This window comes from Spongiactinospora sp. 9N601 (assembly GCF_044326295.1).
GTDB classification, from domain to species: domain Bacteria; phylum Actinomycetota; class Actinomycetes; order Streptosporangiales; family Streptosporangiaceae; genus Spongiactinospora; species Spongiactinospora gelatinilytica.
Map to the genome: position 1 here is coordinate 199190 of NZ_JBIRBB010000013.1, position 26447 is coordinate 225636.

28 protein-coding genes are annotated in these 26447 nt (G+C 71.0%); 17 read left to right on the plus strand and 11 right to left on the minus strand.

Features of this window, described 5'->3' with window-relative positions:
• Positions 1-17: 17 nt before the first annotated feature.
• Together ACH34R_RS29510 and ACH34R_RS29515 are read left to right on the plus strand one after the other, a co-directional pair.
• The gene (locus ACH34R_RS29510; protein WP_397564794.1) at positions 18-1445 is read left to right on the plus strand and encodes an FAD-dependent monooxygenase; all 1428 of its coding nucleotides are present in this window, start codon (positions 18-20) and stop codon (positions 1443-1445) included.
• An 88-nt stretch (positions 1446-1533) separates the two neighbouring features.
• On the plus strand, positions 1534-1680 hold the full coding sequence (locus ACH34R_RS29515; protein ID WP_397564795.1) for a hypothetical protein: 147 nt from the start codon (positions 1534-1536) through the stop codon (positions 1678-1680).
• Positions 1681-1709: 29 nt separating this feature from the next.
• Here the strand turns inward: ACH34R_RS29515 and ACH34R_RS29520 are convergent, their stop codons facing one another.
• On the minus strand, positions 1710-2009 hold the full coding sequence (locus ACH34R_RS29520; RefSeq protein WP_397564796.1) for a DUF6247 family protein: 300 nt from the start codon (positions 2007-2009) through the stop codon (positions 1710-1712).
• Positions 2010-2280: 271 nt separating this feature from the next.
• Here ACH34R_RS29520 and ACH34R_RS29525 point away from each other — a divergent pair, with 271 nt between their 5' ends.
• The 6 genes from ACH34R_RS29525 (at position 2281) to ACH34R_RS29550 (ending at position 8295) form a co-directional block, all read left to right on the plus strand.
• On the plus strand, positions 2281-3249 hold the full coding sequence (locus ACH34R_RS29525; protein WP_397564797.1) for a helix-turn-helix domain-containing protein: 969 nt from the start codon (positions 2281-2283) through the stop codon (positions 3247-3249).
• Positions 3250-3383: 134 nt separating this feature from the next.
• Entirely contained in the window at positions 3384-3773 is a 390-nt protein-coding gene (locus tag ACH34R_RS29530) for a VOC family protein (protein WP_397564798.1), read from the plus strand.
• 1031 nt (positions 3774-4804) lie between these two features.
• Complete coding sequence (locus tag ACH34R_RS29535) at positions 4805-5524, plus strand: alpha/beta fold hydrolase (protein WP_397564799.1); 720 nt, start codon at positions 4805-4807, stop codon at positions 5522-5524.
• 215 nt (positions 5525-5739) lie between these two features.
• Positions 5740-6264 carry a PadR family transcriptional regulator gene (locus ACH34R_RS29540; protein WP_111171567.1) on the plus strand — a complete coding sequence of 175 codons (525 nt, stop codon included), beginning with the start codon at positions 5740-5742 and terminating at the stop codon, positions 6262-6264.
• 17 nt (positions 6265-6281) lie between these two features.
• On the plus strand, positions 6282-7004 hold the full coding sequence (locus ACH34R_RS29545; RefSeq protein WP_397564800.1) for a siderophore-interacting protein: 723 nt from the start codon (positions 6282-6284) through the stop codon (positions 7002-7004).
• Positions 7005-7290: 286 nt separating this feature from the next.
• Entirely contained in the window at positions 7291-8295 is a 1005-nt protein-coding gene (locus ACH34R_RS29550; RefSeq protein WP_397564801.1) for a metallophosphoesterase family protein, read from the plus strand.
• A 330-nt stretch (positions 8296-8625) separates the two neighbouring features.
• On the opposite strand, the gene ACH34R_RS29555 is transcribed toward ACH34R_RS29550, so the two are convergent.
• Positions 8626-9312, minus strand: coding sequence for a Uma2 family endonuclease (locus ACH34R_RS29555; protein WP_397564802.1), 687 nt, complete (start codon positions 9310-9312; stop codon positions 8626-8628).
• A 152-nt stretch (positions 9313-9464) separates the two neighbouring features.
• Between ACH34R_RS29555 and ACH34R_RS29560 the strand changes: the two genes are divergently transcribed.
• On the plus strand, positions 9465-9920 hold the full coding sequence (locus ACH34R_RS29560; RefSeq protein WP_397564803.1) for a DUF4396 domain-containing protein: 456 nt from the start codon (positions 9465-9467) through the stop codon (positions 9918-9920).
• A gap of 44 nt (positions 9921-9964) precedes the next feature.
• Positions 9965-10168 carry a heavy-metal-associated domain-containing protein gene (locus ACH34R_RS29565; protein WP_397564804.1) on the plus strand — a complete coding sequence of 68 codons (204 nt, stop codon included), beginning with the start codon at positions 9965-9967 and terminating at the stop codon, positions 10166-10168.
• A 200-nt stretch (positions 10169-10368) separates the two neighbouring features.
• On the opposite strand, the gene ACH34R_RS29570 is transcribed toward ACH34R_RS29565, so the two are convergent.
• On the minus strand, positions 10369-10752 hold the full coding sequence (locus ACH34R_RS29570; RefSeq protein ID WP_397564805.1) for an MmcQ/YjbR family DNA-binding protein: 384 nt from the start codon (positions 10750-10752) through the stop codon (positions 10369-10371).
• A gap of 256 nt (positions 10753-11008) precedes the next feature.
• Here ACH34R_RS29570 and ACH34R_RS29575 point away from each other — a divergent pair, with 256 nt between their 5' ends.
• Positions 11009-11419: a RidA family protein gene (locus ACH34R_RS29575; RefSeq protein WP_397564806.1), complete on the plus strand. Its 411-nt coding sequence runs from the start codon at positions 11009-11011 to the stop codon at positions 11417-11419.
• Between the two features lie 136 nt (positions 11420-11555).
• Positions 11556-12143 carry a hypothetical protein gene (locus ACH34R_RS29580; RefSeq protein WP_397564807.1) on the plus strand — a complete coding sequence of 196 codons (588 nt, stop codon included), beginning with the start codon at positions 11556-11558 and terminating at the stop codon, positions 12141-12143.
• On the opposite strand, the gene ACH34R_RS29585 is transcribed toward ACH34R_RS29580, so the two are convergent.
• The gene (locus ACH34R_RS29585) at positions 12121-12663 is read right to left on the minus strand and encodes a Clp protease N-terminal domain-containing protein (protein WP_397564808.1); all 543 of its coding nucleotides are present in this window, start codon (positions 12661-12663) and stop codon (positions 12121-12123) included. The genes ACH34R_RS29580 and ACH34R_RS29585 overlap by 23 nt on opposite strands.
• Before the next feature lie 2 nt (positions 12664-12665).
• Positions 12666-12899, minus strand: coding sequence for an RNA polymerase subunit sigma-70 (locus tag ACH34R_RS29590; protein ID WP_111169006.1), 234 nt, complete (start codon positions 12897-12899; stop codon positions 12666-12668).
• Between the two features lie 184 nt (positions 12900-13083).
• Here ACH34R_RS29590 and ACH34R_RS29595 point away from each other — a divergent pair, with 184 nt between their 5' ends.
• Positions 13084-14694 (plus strand): ABC transporter transmembrane domain-containing protein, encoded by a 1611-nt coding sequence (locus tag ACH34R_RS29595; RefSeq protein WP_397564809.1) that lies wholly within the window; start codon positions 13084-13086, stop codon positions 14692-14694.
• A complete protein-coding gene (locus ACH34R_RS29600; protein WP_397564810.1) occupies positions 14694-16481 on the plus strand; it encodes an ABC transporter ATP-binding protein in 1788 nt (595 codons plus the stop codon). The genes ACH34R_RS29595 and ACH34R_RS29600 overlap by 1 nt, the downstream gene beginning before the upstream one ends.
• On the opposite strand, the gene ACH34R_RS29605 is transcribed toward ACH34R_RS29600, so the two are convergent.
• A complete protein-coding gene (locus ACH34R_RS29605) occupies positions 16478-18550 on the minus strand; it encodes a prolyl oligopeptidase family serine peptidase (RefSeq protein WP_397564811.1) in 2073 nt (690 codons plus the stop codon). The genes ACH34R_RS29600 and ACH34R_RS29605 overlap by 4 nt on opposite strands.
• Positions 18551-18598: 48 nt before the next feature.
• Between ACH34R_RS29605 and mshB the strand changes: the two genes are divergently transcribed.
• From mshB to ACH34R_RS29620, 3 genes are read left to right on the plus strand one after another with little or no spacing between them, the layout of a single operon-like run.
• Positions 18599-19492 carry an N-acetyl-1-D-myo-inositol-2-amino-2-deoxy-alpha-D-glucopyranoside deacetylase gene (mshB, locus tag ACH34R_RS29610; protein WP_397564812.1) on the plus strand — a complete coding sequence of 298 codons (894 nt, stop codon included), beginning with the start codon at positions 18599-18601 and terminating at the stop codon, positions 19490-19492.
• 11 nt (positions 19493-19503) lie between these two features.
• The gene (locus tag ACH34R_RS29615) at positions 19504-20025 is read left to right on the plus strand and encodes a hypothetical protein (RefSeq protein WP_397564813.1); all 522 of its coding nucleotides are present in this window, start codon (positions 19504-19506) and stop codon (positions 20023-20025) included.
• Positions 20026-20035: 10 nt separating this feature from the next.
• On the plus strand, positions 20036-20458 hold the full coding sequence (locus ACH34R_RS29620; RefSeq protein WP_397564814.1) for a hypothetical protein: 423 nt from the start codon (positions 20036-20038) through the stop codon (positions 20456-20458).
• A 6-nt stretch (positions 20459-20464) separates the two neighbouring features.
• Here ACH34R_RS29620 and ACH34R_RS29625 read toward each other — a convergent pair whose 3' ends face one another.
• From ACH34R_RS29625 to ACH34R_RS29645, 5 genes are all read right to left on the minus strand, one after another.
• Positions 20465-21112, minus strand: a complete 648-nt coding sequence (locus ACH34R_RS29625) for a response regulator (RefSeq protein WP_397564815.1) — start codon at positions 21110-21112, stop codon at positions 20465-20467.
• On the minus strand, positions 21100-22338 hold the full coding sequence (locus ACH34R_RS29630; protein WP_397564816.1) for a sensor histidine kinase: 1239 nt from the start codon (positions 22336-22338) through the stop codon (positions 21100-21102). The genes ACH34R_RS29625 and ACH34R_RS29630 overlap by 13 nt, the downstream gene beginning before the upstream one ends.
• Before the next feature lie 66 nt (positions 22339-22404).
• Positions 22405-23100, minus strand: coding sequence for a hypothetical protein (locus ACH34R_RS29635; RefSeq protein WP_397564817.1), 696 nt, complete (start codon positions 23098-23100; stop codon positions 22405-22407).
• A 33-nt stretch (positions 23101-23133) separates the two neighbouring features.
• Positions 23134-24528: a cysteine--tRNA ligase gene (cysS, locus tag ACH34R_RS29640; protein ID WP_397564818.1), complete on the minus strand. Its 1395-nt coding sequence runs from the start codon at positions 24526-24528 to the stop codon at positions 23134-23136.
• Positions 24529-24545: 17 nt separating this feature from the next.
• On the minus strand, positions 24546-26399 hold the full coding sequence (locus ACH34R_RS29645; protein ID WP_397564819.1) for a sigma factor-like helix-turn-helix DNA-binding protein: 1854 nt from the start codon (positions 26397-26399) through the stop codon (positions 24546-24548).
• Positions 26400-26447 lie beyond the last annotated feature (48 nt).

Genomic DNA, 26447 nt, shown 5'->3' on the forward strand with positions numbered 1-26447 from the left:
TTTAATAGGAGGGTGAGATGTCCGTGGACGTGATCGTGGTGGGCGCAGGCCCGACGGGGCTGCTGCTGGCGGCGGAACTGGCGCTGGCCGGAGTACGGGTCCGCGTACTCGAACGGCGCGTTGAACGCAGACGCGAATCACGGGCGCTCACCATGCACCCGCGCAGCATCGAGATGATGGACCTGCGCGGTATCGCCGACCGTTTCCTCAGCCGGGGCCGTACCGTGCCCGGCTGGCACTTCGCGGCCCTGGACACCCGGCTCGACTTCACCCGCCTGCCCACCCGGCACGGCTACACGATCTTTCTGGCGCAGGCCCGTACCGAGGAAGTGCTGGAGGCGCGCGCCCGCGAACTGGGCGCGGAGGTCGTCCGGGGCTGCGCGGTCACCGCCGTACGGCATGACGACGACTCGGTCACCGTCGAGACCGCCGACGGCGGGAGCGTGCGGGCCGCCTACGTGGTGGGCTGCGACGGCGGGCGCAGCATGGCCAGGGAGGCCGCCGGGATCGCCTTCGAGGGCACCGACGAGACCGTCTCCGCCATACTCGGCGACTTCGCCGTCACCGATCCCGACGCCGTGCAGGCGGCCAACGGCCGTCTTCTCGCCGTACCGCTGGAGGACGGTCTGACCCGGTTCGTACTGGTGAACCCGGAGCGGATGCGGGTACCGTCCGCCGAGCCGGTGACCCTGGAGGAGTTCCGGAAAGCCCTGGTGGACGTCGCGGGGCGGGACTTCGGGGTGGCCGAGCCGCGCTGGCTGTCCCGATTCGGCAACGCCACCCGCCTGGCCGCCCGGTACCGGCAGGGTCGCATCCTGGTCGCGGGCGACGCGGCGCACATCCACTTCCCGGCCGCCGGCCAGGGGCTGAACACCGGCCTGCAAGACGCGATGAACCTCGGCTGGAAACTCGCCGCTCAGATCACCGGCTGGGCCCCGGCCGGGCTGCTGGACTCCTACGACGCCGAACGCCGCCCGGTCGGCGCGGCCGTCACCGCCAACACCGAGGTACAGACCCTGCTGCTCGAACTACCGCTGCTGGCACAGTACCGACGCCCGGCCCAGGCACTGCGTGCGATGCTGAACGACCTGCTGGGCATCGAGGCGGTCAACCACCGCCTGGCGGGCATGGTCTCCGGCATCGCCACCGACTACGGCGACGACTCCCCGGCGGGCTCCCGAGTCCCCGACCTCGCCGTCACCATCCCGGAGCGCCCCGACGTACAACGCCTGTACCAACTCCTCCACGACGGCCGCCCCCTCCTGATCCGCACCGCCGGCGACCCCATCGCCCACGACCGGATCACCCAGATCACCGCCACAACCCTGGACACGGACGCCGAAGCCCTCCTCATCCGCCCCGACGGCCACCTCGCCTGGTCCGGCCCCAACTCCGACGCCACCTCCGCCCTCCACACCTTGCTCGGCCCGACTGCGGCACGATGAGAACATCCCCGCTGCGTCAGCCGACCCAAGTGATATCTGTGATGCGTACGACCTCCACCGCATCCAGGATGAGGAATGTCACGAAACCGTGCCCATCGCTGAAATCGGCGCGGCGAACGTGAGGATCACTACTGGGGGCGGTGACGAGCGGGTCGTACGGATCCTCACAGACCCTCGCCATGAGTTCGCCGAGCGCTGTGAGCCCGTCGAGGGGAAACCCGCCGAGCTGACCTAGTACACGCTCAGACAGGTGAGGCCGGTACGTCACCGAGTGCGGCGAGCGAACTCGTCGGCGAGTGCCTGCTCCAACGGCACCGACCGGCCCTCACCGGCTTCGGCCTCCTCGATCGCCTCGTAGTAGCCAGGGCGGTTGGCTGCGATGGCGACCAGGCTCCAGTGGCGTAGAAGCCGTTGTAGGTGCTGGTAGTGGGAGACATCGTCACGGGCGGCATCCACGGCAGCACGATACTGGCGCAGGAACTCTGGCCGCTCCCGTTCCGGGAGGTTCCGCAGGATGACCTGCGGATCGCGCGGGTCCTCCTGGTGGATCGGCTGAGCACTCATGCCATCACGGTACCGCGAACATCGTGGCGCGACATGAACATCATGGTGCGACAGTTGCGACAGTTGCTCCAAAGTGACAGCGAGGCGCTGCTCAGCTCTTCGCCGATCCTTCGCCTGCGGGCGGGGGCGTAGCTGCGCCGCTCCTGCGGTGTCCGGCTGCGTCGGGTCGATCCGGGGCGGGGGCTGACGGATGCGGACTACGCGGCGTTGCGGGATTGGGACGGTCGTTGAGGGGGTTTTGCCCTAGCATGCGCGCTGCGGGGTGATGTGAGTGACTGTTCTGATTCGGGCGAGCGACATACCGGCCGACGAGCGGCGTGATGCGTGGCGGGCCGTCGTCGGGGAGACGCTCGGGCCGCTGGATGTGCGGATCGCGCCCGGGATTCCGCTGGCCGGGCAGATCGATGGCGGGCGGCTGGGGGCGCTGTCGGTGGGTCGCGTACAGACGTCCACTCCGCACAGCGTGCACCGTACGCCCCGGCTGATCCGCAAGGACAGTCCCGAGTTGTACCGGGTCGTGCTGACGGTGTCCGGAAGTGTGCTGGTGACCCAGGGCGACCGGGAGGCGCGGCTCGGCCCCGGGGAGTTCGCCCTTTACGACTTCGCCCGACCGTACGACATCGCGTACGAGTCCGAGGTGCGCCTCGCGGTGTTCAGCTTCCCGCACGACGCGCTGACGCTGGGCACCGGCGTGGTGGGACGGCTCACGGCCGTCACGTTCGCGCCTGAGGAGGGTACCGCCGCGCTGGCCGGGCCGTTCTTACGCAGGGTGGCGGCCGACCTGGACACCTACCGGCCCGAAGGGGCGGCCCGGCTGTCCTCCGTGGTGACCGACCTGATCACGGCGGCCGTCGCCGAACGAGCCGGGTGGGAGGAGGAGCCGCCGGAGGCGGAGGCGCGGCGGCGGACGTCGTTGCTGAGCGTTCACGCCTTCATCGACCAGCATCTTGGCGACCCTGAGCTGAGCCCTGAGATCATCGCGGCCCGGCACCACATCTCGCTGCGGTACCTGCACCGGCTGTTCGAGGGTGAGGACACGACGGTGGCCGCGCTGATCCGCCACCGGCGGCTCGAACGCTGCCGCCGCGATCTCGCCGACCCCGCCATGCGCGACGTGAGCGTGAGCACCGTCGCCGCCCGCTGGGGCCTGCCCGACTCCGCGCACTTCAGCAGGGCTTTCCGCCGGGCGTACGGCGTGCCGCCGACCGACTTCCGGCGGAGTGCGCTGAACGGTCGATAGTGCATTGAACGTCAAACCGCCCGGCACGCGATGACAAGACCGGGGATTTCCCGCGCCGCGATACTCGAAGCACATCGAAGAGATCAACGGGATCACGAGATCAACGAGATCAGCGCGGAAGGAACCCCGACATCATGTCGCACACCATGTTCGTCAATCTGCCCGTCCAGGACGTCGAGCGCTCCAAGGAGTTCTTCACCAAGCTCGGTTTCCAGCTTTTCGGCATGGGTGATGGGATGGCCTCGGTGGTCATCAACGACCGCACTCAGGTCATGCTGCTGGCTGAGCCGGTGTTCGCCGGGTACGCCCGTAATGCGGTGGCCAAACCGGCCGACAGCACTCAGGTGATCATGGTCATCGCCGCCGACGACCGCGAGGGCGTGGACGCCCTCTTCGAGAAGGCGGTGTCGGCAGGCGCCGAGCCGGTGGGCGAGGCCCGCGAGTCCTTCGGCCGCTACCAGCGGGCCTTCACCGACCTCGACGGCCACCACTGGGAGGCCCTGTGCCTGGTACAGCCCGCCTGAACCCCTTTGGCGGCTTCGCCGCTTCGGGCGGTGGCGGGGTGAGATCACCTTTACGCAGGTCCTCGCGCTCGCCCGGGGCTCGATCCCGTAAGATCCACCGCTTCCTGGACACTACCCGGCTTCGCCGCTTCGGGCGATGGCCGCGCGGGTTGCCTTCGGCCGCCACTGGGATGTCGTGTCCGGTGTAGTCGGTGTGGGGTTTTGGTGGCTTGGTGCTTCAGGTGGTGGGGTGCGGGTTGCCGTTGGCTTGTCCTCGGGAGGCGTTGTGCCTGGTGCGGCCTGCCTGAGGCTCTTGAGTGGTTTGCTGCTTCAGGCCGTAGCGCGCGGGTTGTCTTGGGCCGCCACTGGGATGTCGTGTCCGGTGTAGTCGGTGTGGGGTTTTGGTGGCTTGGTGCTTCAGGTGATGGGGTGCGGGTTGCCGCTGGCTTGTCCTCGGGAGGCGTTGTGCCTGGTGCGGCCTGTGTGAAGTCCATTGGCGGCCTTGCTGCTTGGGCCGGTGGTACGTGAACTGTCTTGGGCCGTCATTGCGGTGTTGAGCCCTTTGGCGGGTGGGGTGTCTCGGGTGATGGGTGCGGGTTGCCGTTGGCTTGTCACCGGGAGTACGCGGGTTGTCTTAGGCCGGCCTTGGGATTTGGTGTCTGGTGGTCGGAGTGGTCGTTCGGCGGGCTCAACGCCGCAGGTGATGGGCGTGGAGGTGGTGTCCAGACGACGGTGGATCTTGCGGGGCGGAGCTCCGGGCGAGTACCACGGTCTGCGCAAGTTCACCCATCGCCGTCCCCTTCCGAAGGCAGAGGCATCCGGGGCCGAGCCCCCGGTGGATTCGTTGCTTCGGGTCGTCTTCGGCCGTCACTGGGAGGCGCTGCATCCGGTGCGGCCCGTGTGATGGTCATTAGTGGGTTTATCGCCTTGGCTGCCATTCTTTGGGAGGTGTTGTGACCGGTGTAGTTGGTGTCGAGCGCTATGGCGGGTTCGTCGCTTCGGCGGATGGTACGCGGATCGCCTTCGATCGGTACGGCTCGGAAGGCCCCGCCGTGATCCTTGTGCATGGCGCGATGACCGATCGCGCCCACCCCACGCTGCGCGATGTGGCCGCCGCCCTCGCCCCCTGGTTCACGGTGGTGAACTACGACCGGCGCGGCCGGGGGGACAGCGGGGACACTCGGCCGTACGCGGTGGAGCGGGAGGTCGAGGACCTGGCCGCGCTCGTCGCCGAGGTGGGCGGGAGGGCCATGGTCTTCGGTGGGTCGTCGGGTGCGGCGCTGGCGCTGGAGGCGGCGTTGCGGCTGCCGGAGATCGCCCGGGTCGCGGCCTGGGAGCCGCCGTACCGGGTGGTCGCAGACGCGCCCGCGCTGCCTGACGGCTTCGCCGCCCGGCTGGAGGCGCTGGTGGACGACGGACGGCCCGGCGACGCGGTGGAGGAGTTCATGGTCCGGGGAGCGGACATCCCGGCCGAGGCGGTGGCCGCCATGCGCGGCCAGCCGTTCTGGGAGGAGGCCGAGGCGATCGCCCGCACGCTGGCGTACGAGGCGGCGGTCGTGGGACCGGGCGGCGTACCGTCCGAACGGCTCGCTTCGCTCGGGCAGCCCACGCTTGTGCTCACCGGCCAGGACAGCCCCGCCTGGATGGTCGCGGCGGGCAAGGCGGTGGCGGCCATGATCCCGGGCGCGTCCTACCGGGTGCTCGACGGGCAGGCGCACAACGTCAGCCCGGTGGCGCTGGCCCCCGAACTGCTGGAGTTCTTCAGCGGATAGGCCCGGTGGGCCGGGCCTCCCAGGCCACGTCGGCCGGGTCGGCCGATGGGCCCGGGCGCCTGGTGGCACGAGCAGGTCGAGTGGCAGGGGGACCGGTACGCCGGACTGGCTGGGGCGCGGGCCGGCCGGGCACACCGGTGGCGCAGGCGGGCGTTCCACGTTGCGTCCGGTGGAGTCGTTTACTTCGTTATATCGTTCGATATAGCATCCGAGCCATGATGAATGCGAGACGTAACTCAGGAACCGGCCGGGTGGGACCCACCGGCCGGTTCTTCGGGCCAGGGGAGCTGCGATTAGCCGTGCTCGCGCTGGTCGTGGCCGAGGCCGGGCACGGATACCAGGTGATGAACCGCCTCGCCGAGCGGTTCAACGGCACCTACGAGCCCAGCGCCGGTTCGATCTACCCGACCCTCCAGATGCTGGAGGACGAGGGGCTGGTACGCGTGGAGGCCGGCGACGGCCGCAAGGTGTACCACGCCACCGACGCCGGGCGTGAGGCGGCGGCCGAGCACGGCGACGAAATCGAGCGGATGTGGTCGCGGGCCGCCAGCAGGAGCGAGTGGGGGATGTTCCGTGAGCCCGAGGCCGCGGAGATCATCGGCCCGGCGCTGCGCCTGGTCAAGTCGGCGGTGAAGACGCTGGTTCACGCGCACGGCGACCCCCGGGTCGTCGAGCAGATCCAGGCCGTGTTCGTCGAGGCCCGTACCCGGATCGAGCAACTGGACCCGAGGCGCCGATGAACCAGCGGGAGCGTGAGATGCCGGAGAAGCCGGGGAGAGGGTCGTCCATCGCGATGGCGCTGCTGAGCCGGTTCCTGGTCACCGGTGAGGTCGCGGAAACCGAGTGGGTGGCGCCCCGGATGCGCCAGATCCGGATCCGCGGCGCGGAGCTGGCCGGGCTGCGATGGACGCCCGGCCAGCACATACGGCTGATGCTGCGCACTTCGCTGCGCACGTATTCGATCTGGCGGCACGAAACGGGCGCGGAGTCGCTCGACCTGATCGGGTACGACCACGGCGGCGACGGCCCTGGCACGACGTGGGTCCGGACGGTGACGGTGGGGCAGAAGATCCGCTTCACCCGCCCTGAGGGCCGCTTGGTGCCCGACGTCGACGCCCGCTATCACCTGTTCGCCGGAGAGGAGACCGCCTCGGTGGCCTTCGGCGCGATGCTGTCGGCCATCGCGGAGTCGGCACCGGTGTACGGCGTGGTGGAGGCCGACCGGGAGGGCGACCACCTCGACCTTCCTCGCGAACTGGTGCGGATCTACCGCAACGGCGCGTCCGCCGCGAGCTCCGAGCTGCTGGTCAAGGCCGTCGCCGACCTCGACCTCCCGGACACCCCCGGCACCGCCTACCTCGCCGGCGAAGCCCGCACCATCCAGGCCATCCGCCGCCACCTCGTCCACGACCGCGGCTGGAACCGTAAGGACATCCGCACCAAACCTTTCTGGACCCCCGGCAAACGCGGCCTCGACTGACCGCACCTTGCCCCGGAATCGGAATCGGAATCGGACCTGCTTACGTCATCGGGTCCGAACCCACCGGGCCCGGGCCCATCAGGCTTGGGCCCACCGGGGTCGGGCTCATCGGGTACGGACTTGCGTGCGGCTCCTTTAAGGAACTGAACCTTTCAACCGGTCGCATCTCGTTTACCGCCTCTGGTCAGGGCAATCGAGGTCGAAAATGCTGTACGGCCTGGAAGTTCGCTGGTCAGCTCGGATAACCCTTTGTGCGCGGGGGCGAGATCTACCTAGGCTCTCGCGGGTGGGGCGTACTGTCATCGTCGGCGACATCCATGGTTGCTTCGACGAACTGCTCGAATTGTGCGAGAAGGTGGGCCTGCGCCCGGACGACCTGCTGGTCAGCGTCGGCGATCTTGTCGACCGTGGTCCGGCGCCTGGTGAGGTGGTCGCGTACTTCCGTGAGCGTCCGAACTCGGTGGTGGTCATGGGCAACCACGAGCGTAAACATGTGCGCGGGATCTTCTCCTACGCGCAGGAGATCACGCGCTTGCAACTGGGCGACCGCTACGCCGAGACGGTCGAATGGATGCGGACGTTGCCGTACTACTTCGAGAACGAGCATGTCCGTGTCGTTCACGCCGCGATGGTGCCCGGAGTTGCGCAGGCCGACCAGAAAGAGGAGATTCTCTGCGGCTCCACCAGCGGCGAACGAGAACTCGCCGGACTGTTTCCAGACGGCTACTGGCATGAGCATTACGCCGACGCCAAGCCGGTGGTGTTCGGCCATCATGTCATCGGGCGTGAGCCGATGATCCGCGACGGCAGGATCTTCGGCCTTGACACCGGTGCCTGTCACGGCTGGAATCTGACCGCGCTGTGCGTACCGGGATTTACGGTGCACTCGGTGGCGGCGCACGCGGATCACTGGTCGATCGTCAAGCGTCAGTGGCAGTTGCCCATCTTGAAGACCAAGCCCTGGCATGACTTCGCCTGGTCAGAGCTGGCTGCGACGATCGCACGGTTTGCCTCGGGGCCCGACGCCACTACACGGAGGTGGCTTGCGGCGGTCGAAAAGTGGGCCGCGGATCTGCGGTCGTCATTCCCTGCCTTGGCAGAGGCAGCGCATCGCCTCGCCAATGACCTCAGCGCGAACGAACTGCGTCAGCATCCCGCCGCGCGATACCTGTTCCAAGCCCGTAACGGCCGACTCGACCAAACCAGCCTGGCCAGGCAGTGCTCAACCCCCCGCAGGACGATCGACCTGGCAGCCGCGTTGGGGCTGGCCGTGCCCGAGCTGCCTGATTGACCCGGAAGCCGGAACGATGTGAGCCTGTCAGCCAGGCTGTGCGGGTGTATCCGTCCTGGTGACAGGGGCGTAGCCGCAACACCGCTTCGGCTCCGGTGAGGCCGATCCGGCTCTGGCCAGGTCGAACCTGCTGGCGATCAGATGGCGGCAGGTGCCTGCGATCACGCTGCCGCGATCGGCCATCCCTGGTGGCCGTGTTGGTCAGGTAACGGATGTAGGTGTCGATGTCGTCGCGGTGCCCGGAGGGTAAAGCGGTGGCTTGGATGGCCAACAAGGTGATGATCTGGCCAGACTGCCTGCTGATGTCGCGGTGGGCGGCCTCGGTGGCGATCAGGTCGGGGGTCCCGTTGGGGCTGGGGCCGTTGGGTCTGGGGCCGTTGAGGGTGGGCCGAGTGGCCTGGACCGATCAGCCCTAATGAACGCCGAGGTGTCGAGTGCACAGTCCACGGGGTGGGGGATGGGTAGCTCCTCGCCCATCTTGACCTTGGTGACGGTGCGGTAGCCGTCGTCGCCGGGGTCGCTCCACAGGGTCACGGTCGGGGGCTCGGCGATGGGATCGACCACGAGCATGAACGGCACGCCGCCCTTTGCGTAGATGACGGGTTTGTCCTCCCGGTCTTCGCGCACGCTGGATCGGGAGACGACCTCGGCGACGAGGACCAGGCCGTTGGAAAGGATCTCGTCCTCGCCCCAGCGTGGTGCGCCTTTCGGGCCTATTGCCAGATCGGGGATCAGCGGCTCGCAGGTGTGGGCGGTGCGGACGTCGAGGCTGGGCCACACTCGCCAGCCGCGCGCATCCGCCACTGGGCCGAGGAGCGTCACGAGCAGGCTGATGATCCGGGAGTGGCGGGGATTGCCCCAGTGGCTCACGATCACCCTGCTGTTGATGACCTCGACGCGCATGTGCGGGTTGCGGGGGAGCGAGGCGACGAACTCCAGGGCCGTCGTTGGGGCGCGAGCGGGAGCCGATGGGCCGCCCTGTCCCTGTGTGGTCAGGGAAATGGCTCCGCTGGTCATGGTGTGCTCCAATCGATTCGGGTAACCGTTGTCGTCACGCAAAGTATTGCATTGATCGCGCTGGGTTGCGAACGGTTTTTCGAAGGCCGATTGGGGGGTAGTGTCCGCATTCATACCCCGTATAGGTATTTGGCCTTCGAGGAGTGATCCGGATGGCGGGTGGGCATGGGCGTCGGGCGACGTGGGGGATGGCGGCGTCGGCGACGTTGCACTGCCTGACCGGGTGTGCCATCGGGGAAGTGCTCGGGATGGTGATCGGGACCGCGCTGGAGTGGTCGGATCTGGCGACGATCGTGCTGGCCGTGGTGCTGGCGTTCTTCTTCGGGTACCTGCTCACGGTGGTCGGGCTGCGGCGGGCCGGTGTGGGGGTGGGCAAGGCCGTACGGCTGGCGCTGGCGGCGGACACCGTGTCGATCGTCGTGATGGAGATCGTGGACAACGCGGTCATGCTGGTGGTGCCCGGGGCGATGGCCGCGGGGCTGCTGACCTGGCTGTTCTGGGGGTCGCTGGCGTTCGCGCTCGCGGTGGCGTTCGTGGTGACGACCCCGGTGAACAAGTGGATCATCGGCAAGGGCAAGGGACACGCGGTCGTACATGGTCATCACTAGTCCCAAAGCGTGGTAAATACGCTAGGGGGGTATAGTGTGTCGACATGAACACGGCCACATATACCGTCACGGGAATGACCTGCGGTCACTGCGTCAGTTCGGTCAAGGAAGAGGTCGGCGAGGTGCCGGGAGTCGCCGAGGTCGAGGTCGATCTCGACAGCGGGCTGCTTACCGTCCGGAGTGAGTCGCCGGTGGACGGCGCCGCGATCACGGCGGCGGTCAAGGAGGCCGGCTACCAGGTCGCCTGACCCCTACCGGAGGCGCGGCGGTGCGCGAAGCGCCGCGCCGAGCGTGTACTCGACGCCGTCGCGGCCGGGCGAGTCCGGCTCGATCTCGGCCGCGACGGCGTGCGGCACATCGAAGTACCTGGCGTTACGACCAGGAATGGCGGAGCAAGGGCACGACTGTGCGGCCGGTGTGGGCCGAGGCGTCGGGGAGCCTGGCCGGGTCAGGCTGATGTGGGGGGCTGGACGGCGAGGGTGCGGGCGACGAGGCGGCTCTCGTGGGCGTCGAGGAGACGTTTGGGGGCGGTCAGGCACCACGCCTCGGTGACCAGCTCGGTCAGCTCGTCCAGCTCGATCCGGTCGAGATGTACCACGACCCATCCGAACTGGCTCGTGGTGAACTGCACCTCGAACACGTCGGGTCGCTCGGCCACCAGTGCCCGCTGTTCGGTGATGGTGGCCTTGAGGCCGACGGTCTCGGTCCTCTCCCACAGATAGCCGAAGCCGTTCCCGGCCACCTTGACGGAGGTCCACTCGCCGCCGTCTGACATGGTGATCTCGGGGAAGTGCTTCAGCACCTCCAGGAACTCATCGATGGTCACGCCCATGCGCCCTATCTAAGCAGCCGCTTCCGACATTTCCGGGCACGACCTCGTTGTCCCCCGATGACCATTTCAGCACCGGCCGGTTGCGGGGAGCCGTTCGAGGCCTAGCCGGGGAACGGATTTCGGTCGGGCTGAAAGGGATGAGGAGGGATGAGTCGGGCGCGGCTCGGTGCGATGACCCGCAAAAATCGATGGCAGGGCCGGAACCGGCTCGTCAGAATGGCCGCACCAAGCCCAAACGGAAGGACCTGAACGAGCCATGCCTAGCGCGATCACCCTGATCCGCTCCGACTCGCTGTCCGACGTCGCCGAGTACGCCTACGCCGCCACCGCGCCCGCTGGGTCACGACTCATCTTCCTTGCCGGATCGTGTCCGCTGAACCAGGACGGCTCGACGGCCGCGATCGGAGACTACGCAGGTCAGGCCGCGAAGGCCATCGAGAACCTGCGGGTCGCCCTCAGCGACGCCGGCGCGTCGATGCAGGACGTCATCAGCACCAGGGTCCTCGTGGCCTCCACCCGGCAGGAGGACCTGGTAGCCGCCTGGGAGGTGGTCCGGGACTCGTTCGGCGACCATGACGTCCCCAGCACCCTGATGGGCGTCACCGTGCTCGGTTACGACGATCAGCTCGTCGAGGTCGAAGCCGTCGCCGCCGTGCTCGATTCCTGAGTCCGAGAGTTCGCCTCTTCCCCGATGACGAACTCCGCCGAGTCTTTCGGGGTTCTTACGGGAGGGTGCGGGGGCTCGTCTGGCGGGGTGGGGGTGTCCATGATTGCGGACATCACCCCTCACAGAGGAGAACCACATGTTCTACAGGGTCACCGCCGGGGCGGGGCTGGTGTGCGCCGGGTTACTCGTGTTCAACGCCCTCCGGCGGGCCGGGGTCGTGCCGGAGAACGCGGTCACGCACGCCGTCGCGCCGTTCGCGGCGCTTACCGGGCTGCTCATGGTCACCGGGCTCTATCTGCTGGCCCGCCACGCGGCGGGCGGGCTCGGTGTGGCCGGTTATGTGCTCAACGCGGCCGGGCTCGCCGGGGCGTTCGCCGTCGAGTACGTGCTGCACTTCGTGTTCCCGCTGCTCGCCGGCGGGACCGTCCGGGGGCTGCTCGACGGGGCCACCGGACGTGCGTTCCTGGTCACCTCGGTGATCCTCATGGCGGGGGTGCTGACGTTCGGCGCGGCGGTGCTGCGGTCGGGCGTGTTCCCGGTCCCGGCGGTACTGCTGTACATGGCCGGGATGGTCCCCGGTTCGCTGCGGAACGTGGTGCCCGAGCCGGTGTACCTCGGCGGCCTGGTGGTGGCCGCGGCCGGAGTCGCCTGGCTGGCCGCCCGCCTGTGGGGGGCGGAGGAGGACCGGACCGCCCCGGTCGTCACATCGACAGCCAGGGCGTGAGCCGTTCGCGGAGGGTCTGTCCGGAGATCCCGGCGTCGGCGATCACTCGCATGGCCAGCCCTTCGCCCTCACGGAGGATGCCGAGCACGATGTGGCCGTCCGCGATGTAGTTGTGCTTGAGCCGGATGGCCTCGCGCAGCGACAGTTCGAGCACCTTCTTGGCACGGGGGGTGAACGGGATGTGGCCGCTCGGGGACTTGCGCCGCGGCCCGGGGTTGTCCAGTGCGCCCGGGCCGAAGGTGGCCTCGACCTTCTCCCGGACCGCGCCGAGGTCGATGCCGATGCTCTCCAGGGCGTCGGCGTCGAGGTCGTCGGAGCCGAGGTTGCGCTTGACCGCCGCGACCGCCCGTTCGTGGTCGAGCCCCAGTTCGGCCATGATCTGCGCGGGCGCGCGGTCCCGCGCGGCGAGCAGCGCGAGCAGCAGGTGCTCGGTGCCGATGTAATTGTGATGAAGCTCTCTGGCCTGCTGCTGCGCCCCCGTGACGCTCTCCCGGGCTGCGGCGGTGAAACGTTCGAACATGCTCAGTCCTTCCTCCTCAGCAGCCCCCGGCCGCCCGCGTACTTCTTGTGCACCGCCTGCCTGGTCACCCCTAGCTGGACGGCGATGTCCTGCCAGGACCAGCCCAGTGTCCTGGCGTTTTCCACCTGGAGCGCTTCGAGCCGTTCCACCAGCACGCGCAATGCCCGCACGGCCCGCAGGCCCACCGCGGGGTCGCGGCTGCTGGCGTCGGTCGCCAGTTGCGTCGTGTCGCTCATGGTGTCAATTAAAGTTGACGCGCCCGACGTATGTCAACGATAGTTGACGGCACGGCCAGAAAACCGATTGCTCGGCGCTCCCGCACTTTGTCAGGCTTGCTGGGCTATGCGCTCCTTACCAGCCGCTGATCCCGGCATCCCTGACGCCCGCGGGCCCACACGTTATCTGCTGTGGACGGCCCGCATGCAGGCGATTCCCCTTCTCTCGGGAATCGCCTTCGCCGTGTTGTGGTGGCTCGGCCAGGCGCTGGTGCCCATGGTCGTGGGCCGCGGCATCGACGCCCTCACCCAGCGCCACCTGGACGGCCTGGTGACCTGGTCGGCCGTGCTGCTCGGGCTCGGCGTGCTCCAGGCGTGGGCCGGCATCATGCGCCACCGCAGGGCCGTGGTCGTCTGGCTGACGGCCGCGTACCGCACCGTGCAGGTGACCGTGCGCCAGGCCACCCGGCTCGGCGCGACCCTGCCCAAACGCCTGTCCACCGGCGAGGTGGTCAGCGTCGGCAACTCCGACATCGGGCACATCGGCAACGCCATGGACATCCTGGTCCGTGGCATCGGCGCGCTCGTCGCCATCGCCGCCGTCACCGTGATCCTCATCACCACCTCGCCCACGCTCGGCCTGGTGGTGCTGATCGGCGTGCCGCTGATGGCGGTCGCGGTCGGGCCGCTGCTGCGGCCGTTGCACCGCCGCCAGCAGGCGCACCGCGAGTTGCAGGGCGATCTCGCCACCAGGGCCGCCGACATCGTGGGCGGCCTGCGGGTCCTGCGCGGCGTCGGCGGCGAGGAGGTCTTCGCGGGCCGTTACCGCGAGGAGTCCCAGAAGGTACGCCGGGCGGGCGTCCGCGTGGCCTCCGTCGAATCCCTCCTCGAAGGCGCGCAGATCCTGCTGCCGGGCCTGCTGATCGCCGGTGTGACCTGGCTCGGCGCGACCTTCGCCGTCCGCGGCGAGATCTCCCCGGGCTCGCTGGTGTCCTTCTACGGATACGCGGTCTTCCTGATCTCGCCGCTGCGCACGCTCACCGAGATGGCCGACAAGCTGACCAAGGGACACGTGGCCGCGCGCCGCGTGGTCCGCATCCTGAAGCTCACGCCCGAGGTCCAGGGGGGCTCGCGCACCGGCGTACCGGCCGGGGCGCTGAGCGACCCCGACTCGGGGGTGACCGTGCGCCAGGGCGTGTTCACCGCGCTCGCGGCCGGCACGCCGGAGGAGGCGATCGAGATCGCCGACCGGCTCGGCCGCTACCGGGAGAGCGCCGCGACCATGGGAGACGTCCCGCTGCGGGAGATCGCGGTCGAGGAGCTGCGCCGCCGCATCCTGCTCGCCGACAACGGCGCCCGGCTGTTCGCCGGGCGGCTGCGCGACGAGCTCGACCCCGCCGGGCACGACGACGAGACGGTACACCGGGCACTGCACGACGCCTGCGCCACCGACATCGTCGAGGCCCTGCCCGACGGCCTGGACGCCCACGTCGCCGAGGCCGGCCGGGAGTTCTCCGGCGGCCAGCAGCAGCGGCTGCGGCTGGCCAGGGCGCTGCTCGCCGACCCCGAGGTGCTGATCCTGATCGAGCCGACCAGCGCGGTGGACGCGCACAGCGAGGCCCGCATCGCCGCGCGGCTCGCCGCCGCCCGAGCCGGCCGTACGACGCTGGTGGCGACCACCAGCCCGCTCGTCCTGGACCGTGCCGACCACGTGATCTACGTCCGCGACGGGGTGGCCCGCGCCGAGGGCGCCCACCGCGACCTGCTCGCCCACGACGCCGACTACCGCGCCACCGTCACCAGAGGGGAGGACTGATGGCACAGCAGATCCTGCCGGTCGCAGACCGCCGGCAGGTCCGCGCCTACGCCCGGCGGCTGACCCTGAAATATCCGCGGGAGCTGACGCTGGCCCTCGGCCTGCACGGGCTGGCCGCGATCTGCGGCCTGGCCGCGCCCCGGCTGCTGGGCGAGCTGGTCGAGGGCGTCCAGCGGGGCACGGGCGTCGATGTGACGTTCACCGCGCTGGCCATCGCCGGCTTCATGGCCGTGCAGGCGGTGCTGATCCGGTTCGCCATCTACGCCTCCAGCAGGCTCGGCGAGAAGGTGCTGGCCGAGCTGCGCGAGGAGTTCGTCGAGCAGGTGCTGGCGCTGCCGCTGTCCACCGTGGAGCGCGCCGGGTCGGGCGACCTGATCACCCGCACCTCGCGCGATGTGGACGCGCTGTCGATCAGCGTGCGGCACGCCGTGCCGGAGACGCTGATCGCGATCGTCAGCGCGGTGTTCGCGGTGGGCGCGCTGGTCCTGGTGGGGCCGCTGCTCGCGCTGCCGTGCCTGATCTCCGTGCCGCTGCTGTGGGTCGCCACCCGCTGGTACCTCAAGCGCGCCCGCGACGGCTACCTGCGCGAGAACGCCGCCTACGCCGACATGACCGAGGGCCTGGCCGAGACCGTCGAGGGCGCCCGCACCGCCGAGGCGCTGAGCCTCCAGGGGCAGCGGCACCGCCGCACCGACGACGACATCGCGCGGTCCTGGGCGGCCGAGCGGTACACGCTCGGCCTGCGCACGGTGTGGTTCCCCTCGGTGGAGATGGGCTACGTGCTGCCGGTGGTGGCCACGCTGCTCATCGGCGGCATCTTCTACCTGCAAGGGTGGGTGCTGCTGGCCCAGGTCACCACCGCCACGCTGTACGTCCAGCAGCTCGTCGACCCGCTCGACCGGCTGCTGACCTGGATAGACGAGCTACAGCTCGGCGGCGCGTCGATGGCCAGGCTGCTCGGCGTGGCCAACGTCGGAGACGACCGTACGGCGGGCGAGTCCCGCCCGATCGGCGAGGAGCTGGTCGCCGACGACGTCCGGTACGCCTACCGCGAGGGCCATGACGTGCTGCACGGAGTGGACCTCGCGCTGGCCGCGGGCGAACGGCTGGCGATGGTCGGCCCGTCCGGCGCGGGCAAGTCCACGCTCGGGCGGCTGCTGGCCGGCATCCACGGCCCGCGCACCGGCTCGGTCACCGTTGGCCGGGTGCCGCTGGTGGAGCTGCCGCTCGACGAGCTGCGCGGGCACGTCGCCCTGGTCACCCAGGAACACCATGTGTTCCGCGGCACGCTGCGGGACAACCTGCTGATCGCCCGCCCCGAGGCCACCGACGAGCAGGTGCGCGACGCCCTCGCCGCGGTCGATGCCGCGAGCTGGGTGGACGCGCTGCCCGACGGCCTTTCCACCATGGTCGGCTCCGGCGGTGAGGCCGTGTCGCCCGCCCAGGCCCAGCAGCTCGCGCTGGCCCGGCTGGTACTGGCCGACCCGCACACGCTGGTGCTGGACGAGGCGACCTCGCTGATCGACCCCAGGGCCGCCCGCAACCTGGAGCGGTCGCTGGCCGCGGTCCTCGACGGCCGCACGGTGATCGCCATCGCGCACCGCCTCTACACCGCGCACGACGCCGACCGGGTGGCGGTCGTGGAGGACGGCCGCATCTCGGAGCTGGGCTCGCACGACGAGCTGGTCGCCGAGGGCGGCTCCTACGCCGCCCTGTGGGACTCCTGGCACGGCAAGGACCCCGGCCGGCCCGGACTGACCGGGCCGGCCGAGGTGGCCCGCGGCTAACCCAGCGCCTTCTTCAGGAAGTCCACCTGGAGCAGCAGCAGGTTCTCCGCCACGACCTCTTGCGGGGTCATGTGGGTGACCCCGGAGAGCGGGAGCACGGTGTGCGGGCGGCCCGCCGCCAGCAGCGCGGAGGACAGCCGCAGCGTGTGCGCGGCCACCACGTTGTCGTCGGCCAGGCCGTGGATGAGCAGCAGCGGCCGGTCCAGCTTGCCCGCGTCGGCGATCAGGCCCGACCGCTCGTACGGCTCGGCGTCCACGCCCGGGTCGCCCAGGTAGCGCTCGGTGTAGGCGGTGTCGTACAGCCGCCAGTCGGTCACCGGGGCGCCGGCCACGGCGGCGTGGAAGACGTCCGGCCTGCGGAGTACGGCCAGCGCGGCCAGATAGCCGCCGAACGACCATCCGCGGATGGCGACCCTGGTCAGGTCCAGGTCGTCGGGGTAGGCGGCGGCGGCCCCCTGAAGGGCGTCCACCTGGTCCTCAAGGACGGGGGTCGCCAGGTCGTGCAGCACCTCGCGCTCGAAGGCGGGACCGCGCCCGGGGGTGCCCCGGCCGTCGGCGATCACCACGGCGAAGCCCTGGTCGGCGAGCCACTGCGAGGCGCTGTAGGCGCTCGCGGCGGCGGTCACCCGCTGGAAGTGCGGCCCGCCGTACGGGTCCATCAGGACGGGCAGGCGGGCCGAGCCCGGCGTGTGCCAGGACGGCAGCAGCACGGCGGTGGACAGCTCCCGCTCGCCGGTGCGGATCAGGCTGACCCGCAGCTCGACGCCGGGGCGTTCGGCGCGCGAGGCGATCCGGGCGGCGGTCACGCCATCGCGCAGCACGGTGTACTCCGGACCGGCCGGAGAGGCGAGGGTCTGACCGGACAGCACGACCGTGCCGCCCGCGGCCTGCGCGGCGTACACGCCGGGCTCGTCGGGGCTGACCAGCCGCAGCGAGCCGTCCTGGTAGGCCCACACCGCGATCTCCGCGGGGTCGCCGCCGCTGGCCCGGAACACCACGGCGTCGCCGTCCACCGCGACCACGTCGCGGACCTGCAACGTCGGCGGCGTGACCGGCCGGTCGCCGACCAGCAGCCGCCGCCCGCCCTCCGAGTCGGCGGTCCACACCAGCGTGCCGTCCGGCAGCCGGGCCGGGACGCCGCCCACGATGTCCACCCAGGCGGCGTCGGTGTCCTCTCTGACCAGGGTGGACGCGCCCGTGGCCGGGTCGGCCGACAGCAGCCGGATGGACTTCTGGTCGCGCGACACCGTGACCACCGACAGGCCGTGCCGGTCCCACGCGGCCGTCGCCAGGTACTCATGCTCGAACGGCACCGCCACCCGCGACCCGTCCAGCCCGAGCACGAACAGCTCCACCAGGGCGTTGGGCGTGCCCGCGGCCGGGTAGCGCTGCTCGGCGGCAGGGCTCGCCGGGTTGGCCGGGTCGGCGAGGTACCAGGTGCCGACCGGGGCCTCGTCCACCCGGGCGGCCAGCAGCGCCCGGCCGTCCGGCGACCACCAGTAGCCGCGCATCCGGTCGAGTTCCTCGGCGGCGATGAACTCCGCCTGGCCGTAGGTGACGGTCGCCGACTCCGGCTCGGCCAGCGCCCGGTCCGTGCCCGATTCGAGGTCCTGGACGCGCAGCGCGCCGCCCGTCACGTACGCCACCCGCAGCCCGTCCGGCGAGGGCCGCGGGTCGAACGCCGCGCCCGGCGTGGCCAGCTCACGGACCTCGCCCGAGGCCAGGTCGGCGGCGTACAGGACGCCGGAGAGCGTGAAAGCGGCGACGGTCACCGCCGTGTCCGTGGCGTACCCGACCACGCCGCCCGCGCCCTCGCGGGCCCGTTCCCGCCTGGCCCGCTCCTCCGGCGGCAGCTCGCCCTCCTCGCCGCCGATCCGCGCCGGATCGACGACCAGCCGTTCCGTGCCGGAATCCACGTCCAGCTCCCATAGGCAGGTGACCGGATCGGTGCCGTCGCGCGAGCGCAGGAACACCACGCGCCCTCCGTCGGGGGACACGGTGAAACCACGGGGGACACCGAGAGTGAAACGCCGGGTCCGGGCATACATGCGGGGAAAACTCTCACTCATGGACCCTCATCCTGCCAGCCGGACCCGCCCCGGATAATGTTTCGGGGCATGGAGGATCGGCGGCTACTACTGGTACACGCCCACCCCGACGACGAGACGATCGGCACCGGCGCCACGATGGCCAAATACGCCGCGGAGGGCGCCCAGGTCACGCTGGTCACCTGCACGCTCGGCGAGGAGGGGGAGATCATCCCCGCTGACCTCCGCCACCTGGACCCCGACGCGCTCGGCCGGCACCGGATCGGCGAACTGGAGGCCGCCTGCGCCGCGCTCGGCGTGACCGACCACCGCTTTCTCGGCGGGCCGGGCCGCTACCGCGACTCGGGCATGATGGGCGTGGCCGCCAACCACCGCACCGAAGCGTTCTGGCAGGCCCCTCTGGAGGAGGCGGCGGCCGAGCTGGCGGCGGTGATCCGCGAGGTACGCCCGCAGGTGCTGGTCACCTACGACGCCAACGGCTTCTACGGCCACCCCGACCACATCCAGGCGCACCGGGTCGCCTGGCGGGCCACCGGGCTGGCCGCCGACGGACCGGCCCCGGACGCCTGGCAGGTCGCCAAGATCTACCACACCGCGATGCCGCGCTCGGTGATGCGGCGCGGCGCGGCGGCCATCGGCGAGGCGGGCACCGGGTTCCTGCGGCAGGAGGTGGACGATCTCGTGTACGGCTCGGAGGACCGCGACATCACCACCGAGATCGACGCCCGGGAGCACCTGCCCGCCAAGCTGGCCGCGATGCGGGCGCACGCCACGCAGATCAGCGTGTCCGGCGCGTGGTTCGCGCTGTCCAACGGGATCGGGCAGCAGGTCCTCGGGGTGGAGCACTTCGTGCTCGCCTCGGGGGTGCCCGGCGCGCCCGCCGGTGGCGGTGCGCCGCCTGAGGCGGGCGGGCTCGGTGAGCCGCATGTGCGGGAGAGCGACCTGTTCGCCGGGATCCACTAACCTTGCGGGATATGGGGGAGAGTTCGGGAGCACCGGCCGACGGGGCATCGTCCCAGGTGGACGGGCCGGCTGCGGATGAGCACGGCGGTGCCGGGCCGCGCACGCCGTGGGAGGCGCCGGGGTGGGCGGGGATGGTGGTGTTCGCCCTGCTCGGGGTGGTGCTCGCCGTCGTCGGCGGGTTCTTCCACAACGTCTCCCTGCTGGCCGGGCTGCCGATCCTGGCCGCCGCCTGGACGCTGCTGCTGGCCGGGCTGGCCCACGCCGCCGGGCGGCTGACCGGCCGCCAGTCCACCTCGTTCGCGCTGATCCTCGTGTGGGCGGCCGTCTCCCTGCCGTTCGCCAACCCGCGAGCGGAAGGCGACCTGATCATCGCCCCCAACCTCGACGGATACCTCTACTTCTACGGCGGTTTCGTGGCGATGCTGATCGCCACCGTGCTCGTCCCGTCCCGGGGGCCGTCCTGGCTGCTGTCGTCCAGGCTGGTCGGCGGCGGGGTCCGCGCGCCCCATGGCGCGGGCCGCCCGCCCGGATGACGATCGGGCCATGACCGGCGGTCAGCGGGTGCGCCAGGTGGTCAACTGGCTCAACCTGTCCACGCTGTTCGGGCTCCTGGTGGCCCGGCTGGGCCGCGCCCGGCTCACCCGCGGGCCGCACGGCCTGATCTTCGCCCACGGCTACCGCATCCCGTTCCCGATCGCCAACGCCTTCACCGTCGGCAACGTGATCGTGACGAAGTACCCGGAAGGCTTCCTCCAGGGCCGGCTGCTCGCCCATGAGGCCCGGCACGCGACGCAGTACGCCTGCTGCCTCGGCATCGTGATGATCCCGCTGTACGTCGCCGCCCTGGCGGTGTCGGTCGCGGTGTGCGGCCACCGGGCGTCGTGGAACGTCTTCGAGCGCCTGGCCGGGCTGGACGACGCCGGCTACCCGCGCACGCCCGTACGGTGGCGGCGCGCCACGGGCTGACGCGGGTCAGGCGCGGCTGTTCAGGAACGCGAGGACGGCCAGCACCCTGCGGTGGCCGCCGTCGGCGACCGGGAGGCCGAGCTTGGTGAAGATGTTGCCGATGTGCTTGTGGACGGCGTTGTCGGTGACGTAGAGCCGCTTGCCGATCTCGCCGTTGTCCAGGCCCTGGGCCATCAGGCTGAGCACCTCGCGCTCGCGGTCGGTCAGCGAGTCGATCGCGCTCGCCCCGCCCTTGGCCATCAACTGGGCGATGACCTCCGGGTCCATCGTGGTGCCGCCCGCGGCGACCCGGCGCAGGCCGTCCACGAACTCGCTGACCCGGCTGACCCGGTCCTTGAGCAGGTAGCCGACGCCGCCGCTGCCGTCGGCGAGGAGTTCGCGGGCGTAGACCTTCTCGACGTACTGGGACAGCACCAGAACCGGCAGCCCCGGGTAGGTCTGCCGCAGGTCGAGCGCCGCCCTGATGCCCTCGTCACGGAACGTCGGCGGAAGCCGTACGTCGGCGATCACCGCGTCCGGGTGATGCTCGGCCACCGCCTCCATCAGCCCGGGGGCGTCGGTGACGGTGGCCACGACCTCGATGCCCTTGGAGCCGAGGAGGAGTTCGAGACCGGCCGAGAGCAGGACGTTGTCTTCGGCGATCACGACGCGCACGGCAGCTCCACGGTGATGACGGTCGGGCCGCCCGGCGGGCTGGAGACGGTCGTCGTGCCGTCGAGCGCGGCGGCTCTGCGGCGGATGCCGATGACGCCGGTGCCGCGGGTCTCATCGACGCCGCCGTGGCCGTCGTCGGTCACCTCGATCACCAGCCTGCCGTCGTCCATGCCCATGCGCACGATCACCCGCGAGGCTCCACTGTACTTGGCGGCGTTGGTGGTGGTCTCGGCGACGATGTGGTAGGCGGCGGCCTCGATCGCGGCGGGCAGCCTGGCCAGGCCGTCGATCCGCAGGTCGGTGGGGATGGCCGACTGCGCGGCCAGCGCCGCGAGCGCGCCTTCCAGCCCTCGGTCGGCGAGGATCGGCGGATACATGGTGCGGATCACGTTCCGCAGCTCCGTCATGGCCTCCTCGGTGCCCGTGTGGGCCTCCTGGATGAGCCTCGCCACCGCCCCCGAGGCATCGCCCAGGGCCTCCTTCGCCACGCCGAGCCGCATCGCGATGGCCACCAGCCTGGCCTGGGTGCCGTCGTGCAGGTCGCGCTCGATCCGGCGCAGCTCCGCGCCGTGCGCGTCCAGTACCTCGGCCCGGCTCTCGGTCAGCTCGCCGACCCGCGCGGCCAGCTCCTCCTCGGTGGAGGGCCGCAGCGCCCTCAAGGTGCTCTTGGCGTGCCAGGTGGCCAGCCAGGGCAGCGCCCACCAGGTCACCGCGCAGCCCAGGATGAGCTGCCCGGTACCGGTGACCAGCGATGACGTCCAACTGGTCACGGAGATGCCGAGCATCGTGGAGGGGTCGTCGGCGGGGGCGACCCACCAGAGCAGCATGGCGGGCACGGTCAGTACGACCGCCCCGGCGGCGACCAGCCCGAGCGTGCCGAGGGGCACGCCGAGCAGGACCTCGCGCGGTATCCAGCGCAGGTCGCGGTGGATCTCCTTGTCCTTGGTCACGTGCCGCCACTGCTCGCGTACGCCCTCGGGCAGCCTGATCCTGCGCGGGGCGTGCGGGAGCCCCAGCAGCGCGGCGGCCCGGCCGCGGTTCCAGTCGGACCACTGCCGCAGCCCGACCACCATCCGCGGGAACGCGACCAGCCCGACCCCGCCGACGGCGACCGAGAGGACGCCGACGACCAGGATGGGAAGCGCGAGCAGCGTCGCGAGCGCGGAGAACAGCTCGATCAGCAGGTAGCTGCACGCGCGCAACACTTGCTCGTATCGTTCGCGCATATCACCAAGTGTGGGGAATGAGGAGTCCGCACACACTACAGCAGGCTGCACTCTGGCTGCGGCGGCTCAGGTGAGGGGCGTGCGCAGCCTGGCCCGGGCCTCGGCGAGCGCCTCGCGGGCCGCCGCGTCGCCGGGCGACGCGGCGACCAGGTCTTCGTGCAGCTCGATGGCCCGCCGGCACAGGCCGATCTCGAACCTCCGCCGCTCGGGGGAGTCGTCCGGTGGGCCCTCGTCGAGCAGCGCCCTGGCCTGCGCGATCAGTGCGGCGCGCTCGGCGGTGGTCATCGCGGGGAGGTCGCCGCTGACCGGCGCGGGCTCGCCGTCGTCGGCCCAGTCGTCCAGTTCGGCGAGGTACTTGGCGAGCCGGTCGGGGGTGGTGTAGGTGTTCTCCGCGTTGTCAGGGTCCAGCCAGGCGGCCAGGACGCGCATCCGCCAGTCATGCTCGGCCTTGGCGTAGTCCTGGCCGGTGTCGTCGAGTTTGGCGGTGATGCGCTCCCAGTCCAGGCCCTTGGCCCGTTCGTAGGTGACCGCGTACTCCAGCAGCCGCCGAGCCTCCGCCAGCAGGTCGGCGGCGGCCCGGACGAAGTCGCCGTCGCTCGCGTAGCGGTCGGACGTCGTGGGGACCAGGCGGCGGGCCGCGTCGGCGATGTCGCGGGCGCCGCCGGAGAGGATGATGCGCGCGAGAGCGGCCTGCGAATAGGCGGCCGACCGGAAGTGACTCGGTCGTTCGCCGCGCGCGGGGGGATGACCGGTTTCCGTCACGCGCTACAGCAGACCCCGGCGCGCGGGCGGCTGTCAAATCGGACTAGAGAGGGCGATCTGCCCTTCAGGGGTGTCGGTGACCTTGACGCCCAGCGCGGCCAGTTCGGTGCGGAGCCGGTCGGCGGCGGGCCAGTCGCCCGCCTCCCTGGCCAGGGCGCGCTGCCGCAGCAGCTCGGCCGCGCCGCCGGGCAGCGGGGGCGCGGCGGGGACCTTGCCGATGTCGGCGGACAGGTCGAGGGCCAGGATGTGGTCCAGGTGCAGGAACGCCTCGAACTTCGCCCCGGGCGGCTCGCCCTCGTCGCGTTCGAGGTCGCGCATGATCCGCAGGGCCGCCGGGAGGTCGAGATCGTCGTCGATCGCCTCCTGGGCGCGGGAGACGTAGCCCGCGCTCATCGGCCGGCTCGCCGACTCGGCCCACTGGGCGACCCGGGTCCGCCAGCGGCGCAGGGTGCGGTCGGCGGCGCGCAGGGTCTCCCAGGTGAGGTTCATCTGCTGCCGGTAGCGGTGTTCGAGCAGCGCCAGGCGTACGGCCAGCGGGTCCAGGCCGGCGGCCGTCACGTCGGACAGCAGCACCACGTTGCCCGCCGACTTGGCCATCTTGCGACCCTCGAACAGCAGGTGCTCGCCGTGCGCCCAGTGCGCGACCACCTCGTGCCCGGCGGCGGCGTCGGACTGGGCGCGTTCGTCCTCGTGGTGCGGGAAGCGCAGGTCGATGCCGCCGGTGTGCAGGTCCACCCGGTCGCCGAGGTGGCGCAGCGACATCGCCGAGCACTCCACGTGCCAGCCGGGAAAGCCGCGCCCCCACGGGGAGTCCCAGGTCAGCTCGCGGTCGGCGGGCTTCCACAGCGCCCAGTCGGCGTGGTGGCGCTTGCGGGGATCGACGCCGTCCACCCGGTGGCCGGGCCGGAGCCGGTCGAGGCGGTTGCCGGAGATCTCGCCGTAGGCCGGGAAGGACTCGGCGGCGAAGAACACCGGGCCGTCGGCCGTGACGTACGCGTGCCCCTTCTCGAGCAGCTTGGCGATCAGCTCGATCATCAGGTCGATCGACTCGGTGGCCCGGGGCGCGTGCTCGGGCGGGCGGATGTTCAGCGCCGCGCTGTCGGCCAGGAACGCCTCTTCGTAGAACCGGGCGACCTCGTGGGCCGGGCGGCCCTCCGCCCGGGCCCGCGCGAGGATCTTGTCCTCGCCCGCCGGGTCGATCTCGGCGTCGTCGGCCAGGTGGCCCACGTCGGTGATGTTGCGGCAGACCACGACCCGCGCGCGGTGCCGCTCGGCGACCCGGCGGATCAGGTCGGACAGCAGGTAGGACCGCAGGTTGCCGACGTGGGCATGCCGGTAGACGGTCGGGCCACAGGTGTACATCCGCAGCGACCGGCCGTTCAGCACCGGCTCGGCCCGTCTGCTCCGCGTGTCGTACAACCGCAGCATGCCCCCGAGCCTAGGCGCTAGGGCACCGTTGGGTCGAGGAAGGCCAGGATGTCCCGGTCGCCGCGCTCGCGCAGCCGGGCCAGCACGTCGTCACGGCCCGAACCCTCGGCCAGGCCGATCCGCGCGCCGATCAGCCGCGCCCCCTCGGCCTCCGACGCCACCGGCGCGGTGTACCCGATCAGGTGCAGCGCCCGGTTGAGCGGCGGCAGGCTCGGCGCGGCCGACTGGAGGAACCTGGTCAGCAGCTCGCCGCCGTCGGACACGGTCAGGAAGATGTGGTCGCCCTCCTGCGCGCCGAACTCCACGAGCACCGGCCGGATCGACCCCATCGTCGGCTGGTTGTGCCAACTGATCACCACGTCGCCGGACGGGGCCGAGGCGGTGAGCTGCCCGCCCGGGGCCATGCCCAGGTAGGCGGCGAACCCGGTGGGCAGCGGCGAGCCCGAACCGCGCAGGTGCTCGGCGTTGACGTCGACCCGGTGCCACCAGCGGCCGTCGCGGCTGCGGAAACATCGCCGGGTCTCGGAGACGTCGCGGCGCGGTTGGTACGGTTCGGCGACCTCCTGGCCCGCCACCCGGATCCAGCCCCGCTGGGTCCGCTCGAAGCCGGGGCCGCCCGCGTAGGCGCGCACCGAACTCTCGCTGACGTCGTAGCGGGTGGTGAGGTTGGTCACGATGGTGTTGACCGACGCCTCGCCCCCGGCCCGCTCGATCTCCCTGGCGATCATCTCGCGGATGCCGAGGTACTGTTCGCCGCCCCAGCGGTCCAGGCCGTACTTGTTGCGGTCGACCCGCAGGAACCGGTCGTCGGCGGTGAGCTGGTTGCGGATGCCGACCAGGCTGTAGTCCTCGCCGATGCGCTCCTGGATCTCCTCCGGCGTCAGCGGGATGCCGGCGATGGCCAGCACCGCCTCGGCCTTCTCGTTGACGCTGCGCGGCCAGGCCACCACGTGCCCGTCGAGCACCCGCAGGTGCGGCACCGCCATGATCCAGCGCTCGGCGACGTCGTCGCGTACGCCGAGCTGGGCGACCAGCGAGACCGCCTCCGGCAGCGGGCGCGGCCCGTCGGTGAACAACTGGCGGGTCTTCTCGCGCAGCTCGTCCGCGCCGCCCGCGACCAGCCAGCCGTCCACCTGCTCGAAACCGGTCAGCAGGGTGCGTACGAACCGCCACACCGGGATGCCCAGCGCGGTCAGGTCGGCCCGGTGCCAGGCCACCGCCCCGGCCAGGTCGTCGGCGGGCACGGCGGAGCCGAGCCGGCCGCGCAGCCAGGTCACGTGCGCCACCACGGGCGCGGCGTCCGGGCTCGACAGCCAGGACTCGACGTGGTCGCGCAGGTCGCGCTCGATCTGCCGGATGCGCTCGCGGGTCACCGAGAAGCGCTGGGCCAGCTCGTCGAGGGTGGCCCGCTGCGGCGCGTACAGCCGGTCGCGGGCGATGGCCCGCTGGCGGTCGTCCAGCTCGGCGAAGACCTCGTTGATCAGCTCGGGGATCGGCAGCTCGGGGCGGGTGGGGTGGGGCGGCACCGCGGTACGGGTCTCGGCGGGTTCGAGCAGCCGTTCGATCACCGACAGGCAGAGCTTGTGCACGACCTCGCGGCCGAGGGTGTCGGCGGTCCGCGCGGAGTCGAGCGGATCGGTGAACCTGACCAGCGGCAGGATGTCGCCGAGCACAAGGTGTCCCCAGCAGGCCATGGACAGGTCGGCGAGCCGCGCGGCCACCTGCGGGGTCCCGATGGTGGCGCAGGCTCGATCGACGGGCAGCGCCTGCCACCACACCTGTGGCAGGCGTGGGTCGTCCGCGATCGGCGCGATCTGCCTGGGGGAGGTCCAGCGCAGGGGTGGCACGATGTCGCTCAGGCTGAGGTTCATTGAAATCCAACCGGCAAAGGATTCATATCCGCAGTTCGAGACATTATG